Origin of the sequence: Thauera linaloolentis 47Lol = DSM 12138 (assembly GCF_000310205.1) — a bacterium.
Classification (GTDB): Bacteria; Pseudomonadota; Gammaproteobacteria; order Burkholderiales; family Rhodocyclaceae; genus Thauera; species Thauera linaloolentis.
Genome location: NZ_AMXE01000173.1, coordinates 1 through 1552 on the forward strand (window position 1 = coordinate 1; position 1552 = coordinate 1552).

The 1552-nt window shown below is 64.6% G+C and carries 1 protein-coding gene and 1 pseudogene; both read right to left on the minus strand.

The genetic code is table 11. The features are described 5' to 3' along the window. Positions 1 to 8: 8 nt before the first annotated feature. Positions 9 to 1292, minus strand: a complete 1284-nt coding sequence (locus C666_RS19000; protein ID WP_004350293.1) for a TRAP transporter large permease — start codon at positions 1290 to 1292, stop codon at positions 9 to 11. Beyond that, positions 1289 to 1552: pseudogene (locus C666_RS19005) on the minus strand (TRAP transporter small permease); the annotation flags it as partial. The gene C666_RS19000 and the pseudogene C666_RS19005, both read right to left, overlap by 4 nt.

The following is a 1552-nucleotide window of genomic DNA, read 5'->3' on the forward strand; positions in this document are numbered from 1 at the left end:
CCGGTCGTTCACATCATTCCGAGCGCGGTGGGCAGCCAGGTGGAGATGATGGGCACGTAGGTGACCAGCATCAGGAACACCAGCATCGTCACCAGCCACGGCCACACCGCCTTGGACATCGCGGTCAGCCCCAGCTTGCTGATGCCGCTCGCCACATACAGGTTCAGCCCCACCGGCGGCGTGATCAGCCCGATCTCCATGTTCACCGTGATCATGATCCCGAAGTGGATCGGGTCGATCCCCAGCTTCATCGCGATCGGGAACAGGATCGGCGCCGTGATCAGGATCACCGACGAGGGCTCCATGAAGCTGCCCAGCACCAGCAGCAGGATGTTGACCGCGATCAGGAAGCCGATCATCCCCATCCCCGAGTCCATGATCCACTGCGCGATCCCCTGCGGAATCTGCTCGTTGGTCAGGATGAACGAGAACAGCACCGCGTTGGTGATGATGTACAGCAGCATCGCGCTCATGTTCGCCGAGTTCAGCAGCACCTTCGGCACATCGGACAGCTTCAGGTCCTTGTACACGAAGATCGCGATGAAGAACGCGTACATCGCGCTCATCGCCGCCGCCTCGGTCGGCGTGAACATCCCCGAGTAGATCCCCCCCATCACCACGATGATCAGCGCCAGTCCCCAGATCGCGCGCCGGAACGCCATCCACACGTCCGCCAGGCTGCGCTTGGGTTCGCGCGGGTAGTCGCCCTTGCGTGCCACCCACCAGGTGGTGAAGCCGAGCATCAGCGCGCACAGCAGGCCCGGGATGACCCCCGCCATGAACAGCGCGCCGATCGAGCTGTTGGTCGACACCGCGTACATGACCATGACGATCGACGGCGGGATCAACACCCCGAGGCCGCCCGCCGAGGCGACCACGCCGGCACCGAAGGGCTTCGGGTAGCCGACCTTCATCATCGCCGGGATCATGATGGAGCCGATCGCGACCACCGTCGCCGGACTCGAGCCCGACACCGCGGCGAACAGCGCGCAGGCGAACACCGAGCTCATGCCCAGCCCGCCGCGCAGGTGCCCGACCATCGCCGTGGCGAAGTCGATCATGCGTCGCGCGACCCCGCCGTGGGTGAGGAAGTTGCCCGCCAGCACGAAGAACGGGATCGCCATGATCTCGAACTTCTCGATGCCCGTGAACAGCTTGAGCGCGACCGATTCGAGCGGCACTTCGGTGAAGAAGAACAGGAAGCTGAGCACCGTCAGGCCCAGCGAGATGGACACCGGCATGCCGGTGAGCATCAGGACCGTGAGCAGCACGAAGATGATGGCGGCGGTCATGGCTTGCCTCCCTGGCCGCCATCGCGGCCATCGGCGCTGTCGTTCGGGTGCTTGTGCTTGAGGTCGTGCGGGTGCAGGTCGTCATCCATGGCGAAGTGGTTCACGTCGACCGGCACGTGCCCTTCGTCGTCGATGCCGTCGACGTGGCCGTGGTCGTGGTGCGGCAGCTCGCCCGTACGCCAGAAGCTGGCCGTGACCTGCAGGAAGCGAAAGCACATCAGGTAGGAGCCCAGCGGGATCGCCGAGTACACGATCCAGGT

Bases quoted from the DNA above. Each gene is read 5' to 3' on its own strand.
- C666_RS19000 (WP_004350293.1), bottom strand. From the start codon at position 1,292: ATGACCGCCGCCATCATCTTCGTGCTGCTCACGGTCCTGATGCTCACC.